Origin of the sequence: Nitrincola sp. (genome assembly GCF_048264025.1) — a bacterium.
Lineage (GTDB): Bacteria > Pseudomonadota > Gammaproteobacteria > Pseudomonadales > Balneatricaceae > Nitrincola.
The window spans coordinates 100,711-108,124 of record NZ_JBLXDN010000014.1 but is presented as its reverse complement, the minus strand read 5'-3'; the positions used below and the strand labels follow the sequence as shown (position 1 = coordinate 108,124).

The following is a 7,414-nucleotide window of genomic DNA, read 5'->3' as shown; positions in this document are numbered from 1 at the left end:
CCATACATTGAATTTGATGGAGTTAGTTTGAAGCGGTTACATTCTAAATTGTAGGTGCTGATTCTTTGGCGCTTACTTTTTAATTCATTACTCGGCCACTGCTCTGCATCGATTGTTTCTCTGTAGGCATGCCATGAGGCATGGCCTAAAACAGGCATAATCACGACAAGCGCAACCCATGCTGTTAGCGCAGCAATCATGATTAAGCAGGATATCATTACAGCCCAAAGCAAAAGTGGGTATTTATTTCGCATGACCGCATTCACACTCGTGACAACGGCAGTCACCGCATCGGCCTTACGGTCAATCAACATTGGCAATGAAAAGGCACTGACGGCGAACACGACCAAACAAAAAAGAGCGCCAACTGAAATACCTGCAATCAAAAAGACGGCCAATTGACTATAACTTGGGTTGGCAACTTCCGGGAAAAAGATATACATGGTGTTTGCCGCGCGCGCCCATACCAGTAATACAATCACTAATACCACTGCAAAGATCATAGCTGATCCTATTACGCTCCCCGCATCTCTTATTGATAGCCTTAAGGATACCTTCTCACCTCTTTCCAACCGTAAGCTGATCGCGTAAAGCGTTAAAGCCAGCCAGGGTCCAGCAAAAACGAAGCCACTCACAAGCCCAAGATAAAGACCAATATTACCAAATTGCATAGTAGCGACAGTCATTGCCCAACTGAGTAAAACCGTTAAAACGCCATACACCAGACTTTGTCGAGGAGCTGCCCGTAAATCATCAACACCTTTCTGAAGCCAACGGAGTGGAGCATCATCGCTGAGTTTTCTGCAGGGTGCAGCAAATGGCAGTTCGGATGGATCTGTATATTTATTGTTATTCACGTTCAATCCCTCTTATACAGACTGACTTACACCAGGTTTGTGGAGACAGTTCGCTTTACTTAAGGCCGCTATGGCCTGACCGGATTGTTACTCCTGTAGTGTGCCTCAGCTGGCCCTGAAGGTATACGGTGATTTTCAACCCAATAGATCCCGGCAACCGCTGATGGCTTTACCCATGTATCTATTTCAGTGCTGCTACTTCAACGGCTTCAGGGTCTTTCAGAGATTGACGCCAGATCACCTCAGCCTTGTATAAAGACATCTGATTGAATCGCTGGAATAATATCTCGACTCAACATCTGATGAAGCTGGTCACGATAGCCGCTTCGGCCAGATGGTAAATTTTCTTCTGAGGTAATGGCGACAGTTAGCTCTAGTTCTGGCAATACATAAATCATCTGCCCACCATAACCCCAGCCGTAATAACCCTCAACGCCAGCAAAGGTCTGAATAAACCAGCCATAACCATATCCGCCGCGATGGAAACGCGATTGCGTACGCTGCGTCCAGCTTTCATCAATCCACCGTTTACTAATGAGGCGCTTGCCGTCTTCGGTAACACCGCCGCGACGATATAATTCACCCAGCGCTAGCAGTGAAGCAGGCGTCATGCCTACCTGATTACCACCCATGGGAATGCCTTGTGGATCGGTTTCCCAGCTCAGTACTCGCACGCCGGAGCCAGCTAACCATCTGTTTGCCAGCCGGTAAGTATGCTCGCCAGATTCTCGCTTAATGATGGCAGAAAGCATATGTGTACTGCCGGTTGAATATTGCATGTTGCCGCCGGGCTCTTCGTCAAACGGCCAAGACAATGCGGTTTTTACCCAGTTATCGCTCATCACCCAACGTCCATAGTTACGGCCAGAGGTGCGCTCTAATCCGGCTTGCATTGACAGTAGGTTACCAATGGTAATTTGGCTTAGTCGCGGGTCAGGGTTGGCGGGTAGTTGATCAGATAATAATGGCGCAATGGGCTGGTCCGCACCTTCAAGAATGCCACGTTCAATAGCGATTCCGACGATAGTGGACATGAGAGTTTTTGACGCCGATTTGATATTGGTTTCCGAGTCAAGATTAGCGCCGTTGTAAGCTTTTGCCCAAATAACTTCGCCCTTGTGGGCGATCTGCACCGTTTTTATATTACTAAAGCTTTGCGCGGTTTCATCCATGGCGGAAAAATCAGTCGCATAAGCGGGCAGTATTAATGCCAGTCCAACCAAGGTTGTCAGTAGATTAAGCTTGCCCGTCACCCTCTTGCTCATCAACGTGAACCTCTCCTTCAAATTGGTCTAGCTCTTTTATGTCTTCCAGCCAAAAGCTGGAACTGGTCAGCAGATAAGTTCGGGAGTCATCTGTTTTCGATAACGCTTCTAATAACCAGATAATGCCTTCAGCTTCCGGGAATGCAGCACCGCAAATCTGATCAGAATAGAGTCGATTGAGCGTGACATTCTCGTCCATACCCTGTGCTAATAACCTGACGATAGATGGTTTTGGAGCCTCATCAAAGATGGTTAAATCATCGCGTTCTTTTGCAGTAACTTTGAGTGTGAGTTGCACGCCAGTGGGTTGCGGAAAAATGCCGTTATAGGCTGATCGTAATAAATCATAGGCATTAAAAAGACGATGGTGAAAACGTACATCCGAAAACCTCTCCCACATTTTTTCCTCTGCTAAATCATGAGACAACTGCTCAATTTTTCCTTCAGTGAGTTTCTCCTCTGAGAATAGAAAACTCAGCACTACATTCGCGGCCTCAGCATGTTCAAGATCATTTAATGACATATAACACATGTCCTTTATGTCTTTTTCGCTTAAATCCTCTAAGCCCTCACCCAAGCCCATTTCAGCTAACAGTGCCTTATAATCAGCTGTTGACCAAGCACCGGGTATTTCATTGATCGATTTATAATCAACAATTTGAGCTGTAAAATTCTTCTTCATGTGACACCTGTACTCAGTTAAGTTGTGTGAACCTTAGGCATATCAAACCAAAAAGAGGCAACAAGCTTTCTTGAGTTTGTCTCTTGAGCATAGCATTAATACACACGAAACTGGCTTAACTGAGAATAGACGCCTGTCATGAGCGGGGTAAAAACGACGTGGTAAGGTAAATCAGGCGTAGTCAGTGTCAGTGAGTTTGCGACAGGTATGAGGGATGTCGATGCCGGGTATGACATTAAGAAAATACAGCATGCCATGGCACATAGCTCAGAGGCTATGACGCAGCATTATCAGGAGAGACACGAACTGCCGTATGAAACGGTAGAGATTGAATTTACACAGGAAGTAATCGGGGGCGATTTCAACGGATGAGTTTCGTCCGTTTATTTTTGTCCTTTTTTTGTCCGGTCAGTGGACGTTTACTTGGTAGGTGTATTGAATTGGTGGAGTCTAGGGGGATCGAACCCTTGCCCTCACCCTCTCGTTACACCACTACGTTACACAATACACTGATTTTATTGAATTCCCTGTTTTCAAAAATCCCATTGAGTCGCTATATTCCGCATTGTTTTCGACACTTTTGCGACACATTAGGGGCAATAGCGCCTCATGTTCTCTAATGATTTCTGATCAGGGTTGTTTCTGTAGTGGTCTGTCCAGAACCGGCATTGTGGGGTTGCCATTTGCCTGGTTCTTTCTTGTCTTTGTTGCTCCTGGACGATTGCTTGCTGCCGAAGGTTTCTTTGCTCTCGCATTATCATCAGTTCAGTTTGTTGACGTTCATCTGCACGCTTGATGTGTTGGTGTAGTTGATACGCCTGGTATTTCCAGTAACCGGTCCATAAGACTGCTATTAAGATTGAACCAGCCACTATACCTAACATGATATGTACCCATAATGGTACTTCTGAATTGACTACTTCGTATTCCCTTCTTCTACCTGGTCTGTTGATAATGTCTTCTGGATCTATTTTAAAATCCAGGTTCAGACCGTTCCCCTTTCCCTTTTCATCCATCGTTTTTGCACCTCTTGCGCAAGTCTTATCCCGCGCTCTGTTTCCCTGAGTCTGAGTGTCTAACTTCTTCCAGTTCAGGGCTTGTCTGTCCTGCTTCTGGCGCTACTTTCCCGCTTATCAGCCATAGAGCGTATTCAGGGAACATCTGACCAAGTATTTCAATCTCTTCAGCTCCGCAACGTGCTTTACCTCTTTTGATGTTACTCCATCTTGGGTAATTGGTTTCTCCAGCCCTGGTTAGCTCGTCTAGGCTGGCTTTTCCCATCAATAGTAAAGCTCTATAAGTTATATCGCTCATAATTTACACATTTAATCACTAGTACTATATACAAATAATATCGCATACTATAATATTAGTACTATGAATGGTACATAGTACTAGCTAAGTATTTTGTATAACCAAATACACAACAACCGATTATAGAGGTACAACCATGGAACAACAACTGATCCCGGTCGCAACTCCAATCCCTCCGCTTATGCAGTGGCGTGAATTTGCCGACTGGATACGCATGGATCAGTCGATTGTCCGTGGTTGGATTGAAAACGGCTATTTGCCAACTGAGCGAATCGGTAAGCACCGCCTTGTGAATGTGGTTTTGCTTTCAAAGCAGTTATCTGAAAAGGAGTCAATCTGATGGACTATCAGCAGGAATTAGAAAATAAATGTCTGGATATTGCAGAAAACCTGCTTTTAATAGCTTCTAACATGCCAGATAAAAAAATATTGATTCAATTGGAGCCCAATTCTTTAGATCCAAAAGAAAAATTGTCTTTGTTGATCACTATGTGTGGTAAGTTTCCGTTCTATCAGTTAAATGAAACATACAAAATTCATGAATTAGATATGTATGAACATGCTTGTGATCCTTTAAATAGTGTTGAACTCCTTGAGCTTATACGTCATCACATTAGAAATTTTGAATTTTATATTTCTTGTCAACAGCAAAAACCTAAATCTGATGATTCAAACACTGTTCATTTAACCACCTATCAAGTTAATTCATTAAAGCGCCTTCAGTATTTAGTTAAACAACATGAGTTGATTACTTCCCGTTTAATTGCGGTTGATATTAAGGATCAAGTTGAATCGTACCGGGTTTTGTGGAGGCAGTTTGCTTTAAGTCAGGCCGCTATAGCCTGACCAGTTTGGTGCTGATAGTAGTTTGCCTCAGCTTCCGCTGGAGGTATATACCCAATCGAACCCAGTAGCCGCTGATGGTTATACCAATGCACCCATTTCAGAGTGGCCATCTCAACGGCTTCACGGCTCTTCCATGATTGGCGGTGGATCACCTCAGCCTTGTACAAGCCATTGAGGGTCTCAGCCAATGCATTGTCGTAGCTGTCTCCTTTACTGCCCACAGAAGGCTCTATATTGGCCTCGGCTAGGCGCTCAGTGTATCGGATGGAAACATACTGGCTACCTCGGTCACTGTGATGGATCAGCCCTCCGGCCCGATGTGGTTGACGTTCATGCAAGGCCTGCTCCAGTGCATCCAGAACGAAATCAGTCTGCATACGGTTGCTGACCCGCCAGCCCACAATGCGACGTGCAAAGACATCGATCACAAAAGCCACATAGAGCCAACCCTGCCAGGTCGAGACATACGTGAAGTCCGATACCCACAACTGGTTGGGCTGATCAGCATGGAAATAGCGCTGAACCCTGTCTTGTGGGTAGGCGGCTTTATCATCCGGTACCGTGGTGCGGACAGCTTGGCCTCGACGCACACCCTGTAAGCCAAGACGCTGCATCAGGCGCCTCACGGTGCATCGAGCCACCTCAACCTGCTCCCGTAGAAGCTGCTTCCAGACCTTGACTACACCGTAACATTGCATGTTGTCATCCCAGACACGCTGGATTTCAACACAGAGCTGGTCATCCCGTTTACTGCGGTCAGGGCGCAACTCAGGATCACGAGCTCTGGCGACCTGCTTGTAGTAACCCGACGGAGCAATCTGCAGGATTCGACAGATCGGCTCGACTCCGTATTGGTCACGATACTCATCAACAAAAGCAATCAATGTTTGGTACGGCGGTCGAGCTCCGCCTTGGCAAAATAAGCACTAGCTAGTCGAAGAATTTCATTGGCTTTGCGCAGCTCTCGATTCTCACGCTCAAGCGCTTTCATGCGTTCACGCTCATCAGTGGTTTGACCAGAGCGCTGACCTGTATCCGTCTGATGGCGGCGTAACCAGCCGTGGAGGGTCTGAGGTACACAGCCAATCTTAGGTGCAATGGACTCAATAGCGGCCCACTCAGATGGATAATCATTCAGGTGTTCTTGAACCATACGCACGGCACGCTCACGAACTTCGGGGGAGTATCTGTTAGAGTTTTTCATAGCCTTATTCTCTCAAAGAAATAGGCCTCCACGAAAGCCGGTGTGATTCAATATGGATATTTTCCCGTGTAAATCTTCTTTACTGCTCCAAAAATTAACTAACTTGGACTTCACCTTACCTTTAAGCTTGTCTAATTTTTTCTTCTTATTGCTATCCTTATCAACTCTATCTGCTGGCCAAGATGCTTGGCCATCAATAATAAATCCTAACGTAGGAATACCAAATGACTTTGCATAGTCATATTCCTTTTCTGTGTAGCTAATTCCTTCAGGTGTCTCAGAGCCATAACGATGGCCTACGATAATTACGTAGTAATCTGTGGATTCTATTTGCCTAGCGATTAGCTGCCATTGTTCTTCGTCTCCAGCGCTAAACATTTCCATACCAACAGGGATATGTCCCATTTCTAGAACTGCTTTTATCGCCTGATCACGCTCTTCCTTTAAATCTTCGTAAGTAGAGCTAATAAAAACTTGGTATTTTTTTCCATTGTTTATTTTCCATCTCTCCGATGTGATATCGTAATTCAAGAGTCATATAACGAGCCTGTCGGATTAGACATTTTGAAATCACAATCCCCAGCATCAACAGCGCCTCATCATTCTGTTAATTATGGCCTGCTCAAATCAGTGAACTTTGCCACTCATTCAAACAGCCAATACTCTTTGGTTCAGGCTATCACAACCACCGTTTAGTGGATTATGATTTAGCTCAATGCCTTTGTTGTCCCTGTGTCGCAATCTTCTCAAGGTTATGCACCATGCAGTGCATCGACCACTGGGCATTGACCTTAGACTTGCCCCTCAATGTAAACCGATTCAGTCCTTTGTTGCTTTCCAGGTTGCCGAACACCGGTTCTACCGTACCCAAACGTTGGCTGTAGATATGGCGTCCCATCGGGCTATCGATCTTCTGCTTCATCTTCTCGATAAAGCTGGACAGGGTTTGCGTTCACCCAATGCTAAGCTAACTTGCCGTCCATTTTATTGATTGGCTCGGCGCAGGCACTGATGCTTTAAAGGAATCTGTCGGAACTGGCGCTGTATACCCATTAGATGGGTTCCAGGGGGGGTGTGCTGCTCTTGACCAGCGCCATAGGGGTGAGCATCGACGATGATCGGTGTTTATTATCAACAGCAGCGACACCATTGTAGCCTTGTATCATATCAGTATGCGTCCGAGTACAGCTATTTGCCTGGCTTAGATTTGCTCGAAAACTTACTCTTGACAGGCCTTACAAGAACA

10 protein-coding genes and 1 other annotated feature are annotated in these 7,414 nt (G+C 45.5%); of the genes, 2 read left to right on the top strand and 8 right to left on the bottom strand.

From position 1 onward, the window contains the following. The 5 genes from ACN0R1_RS12145 to ACN0R1_RS12125 form a co-directional block, all read right to left on the bottom strand. Positions 1 to 857, bottom strand: an 857-nt coding sequence (locus ACN0R1_RS12145; protein WP_417583191.1) for a DUF2189 domain-containing protein, incomplete at its 3' end; no start/stop codon positions are given. 242 nt (positions 858 to 1,099) lie between these two features. Continuing rightward, positions 1,100 to 2,122 carry a serine hydrolase domain-containing protein gene (locus tag ACN0R1_RS12140; RefSeq protein ID WP_417583189.1) on the bottom strand — a complete coding sequence of 341 codons (1,023 nt, stop codon included), beginning with the start codon at positions 2,120 to 2,122 and terminating at the stop codon, positions 1,100 to 1,102. After that, positions 2,094 to 2,804: a hypothetical protein gene (locus ACN0R1_RS12135; protein ID WP_417583187.1), complete on the bottom strand. Its 711-nt coding sequence runs from the start codon at positions 2,802 to 2,804 to the stop codon at positions 2,094 to 2,096. Before ACN0R1_RS12135 ends, ACN0R1_RS12140 begins: the two co-directional genes overlap by 29 nt. A gap of 590 nt (positions 2,805 to 3,394) precedes the next feature. Further along, positions 3,395 to 3,820, bottom strand: a complete 426-nt coding sequence (locus ACN0R1_RS12130) for a hypothetical protein (RefSeq protein ID WP_417583185.1) — start codon at positions 3,818 to 3,820, stop codon at positions 3,395 to 3,397. 25 nt (positions 3,821 to 3,845) lie between these two features. Continuing rightward, positions 3,846 to 4,118: a hypothetical protein gene (locus tag ACN0R1_RS12125; protein ID WP_417583183.1), complete on the bottom strand. Its 273-nt coding sequence runs from the start codon at positions 4,116 to 4,118 to the stop codon at positions 3,846 to 3,848. 136 nt (positions 4,119 to 4,254) lie between these two features. On the opposite strand from ACN0R1_RS12125, the gene ACN0R1_RS12120 reads away from it, so the two are divergent. Together ACN0R1_RS12120 and ACN0R1_RS12115 are read left to right on the top strand one after the other, a co-directional pair. After that, the gene (locus ACN0R1_RS12120) at positions 4,255 to 4,458 is read left to right on the top strand and encodes a DNA-binding protein (RefSeq protein WP_417583181.1); all 204 of its coding nucleotides are present in this window, start codon (positions 4,255 to 4,257) and stop codon (positions 4,456 to 4,458) included. Further along, the gene (locus ACN0R1_RS12115) at positions 4,458 to 4,964 is read left to right on the top strand and encodes a hypothetical protein (protein WP_417583179.1); all 507 of its coding nucleotides are present in this window, start codon (positions 4,458 to 4,460) and stop codon (positions 4,962 to 4,964) included. The genes ACN0R1_RS12120 and ACN0R1_RS12115 overlap by 1 nt, the downstream gene beginning before the upstream one ends. Here the strand turns inward: ACN0R1_RS12115 and ACN0R1_RS12110 are convergent. From ACN0R1_RS12110 to ACN0R1_RS12100, 3 genes are all read right to left on the bottom strand, one after another. Continuing rightward, a protein-coding gene (locus tag ACN0R1_RS12110; protein ID WP_417579281.1) for an IS3 family transposase occupies positions 4,946 to 6,168 on the bottom strand; the annotation gives its coding sequence in 2 pieces (ribosomal slippage) (positions 4,946 to 5,880 and positions 5,880 to 6,168; 1,224 coding nt in all). The genes ACN0R1_RS12115 and ACN0R1_RS12110 overlap by 19 nt on opposite strands. After that, positions 5,774 to 5,890 (bottom strand) — a sequence feature (AL1L pseudoknot). Its footprint overlaps the gene before it by 117 nt. 12 nt (positions 6,169 to 6,180) lie before the next feature. Next, positions 6,181 to 6,699, bottom strand: coding sequence for a DUF4062 domain-containing protein (locus ACN0R1_RS12105; RefSeq protein ID WP_417583177.1), 519 nt, complete (start codon positions 6,697 to 6,699; stop codon positions 6,181 to 6,183). Between the two features lie 181 nt (positions 6,700 to 6,880). Continuing rightward, a complete protein-coding gene (locus ACN0R1_RS12100) occupies positions 6,881 to 7,099 on the bottom strand; it encodes a transposase (RefSeq protein WP_417583197.1) in 219 nt (72 codons plus the stop codon). Between the last annotated feature and the right edge of the window lie 315 nt (positions 7,100 to 7,414).

What these genes read in the sequence shown, in the direction of transcription:
- ACN0R1_RS12140 (WP_417583189.1), bottom strand. Translation starts at nt 2,122, where the DNA reads ATGAGCAAGAGGGTGACGGGCAAGCTTAATCTACTGACAACCTTGGTT.
- ACN0R1_RS12135 (WP_417583187.1), bottom strand. Translation starts at nt 2,804, where the DNA reads ATGAAGAAGAATTTTACAGCTCAAATTGTTGATTATAAATCGATCAAT.
- ACN0R1_RS12130 (WP_417583185.1), bottom strand. Translation starts at nt 3,820, where the DNA reads ATGGATGAAAAGGGAAAGGGGAACGGTCTGAACCTGGATTTTAAAATA.
- ACN0R1_RS12125 (WP_417583183.1), bottom strand. Translation starts at nt 4,118, where the DNA reads ATGAGCGATATAACTTATAGAGCTTTACTATTGATGGGAAAAGCCAGC.
- ACN0R1_RS12120 (WP_417583181.1), top strand. Translation starts at nt 4,255, where the DNA reads ATGGAACAACAACTGATCCCGGTCGCAACTCCAATCCCTCCGCTTATG.
- ACN0R1_RS12115 (WP_417583179.1), top strand. Translation starts at nt 4,458, where the DNA reads ATGGACTATCAGCAGGAATTAGAAAATAAATGTCTGGATATTGCAGAA.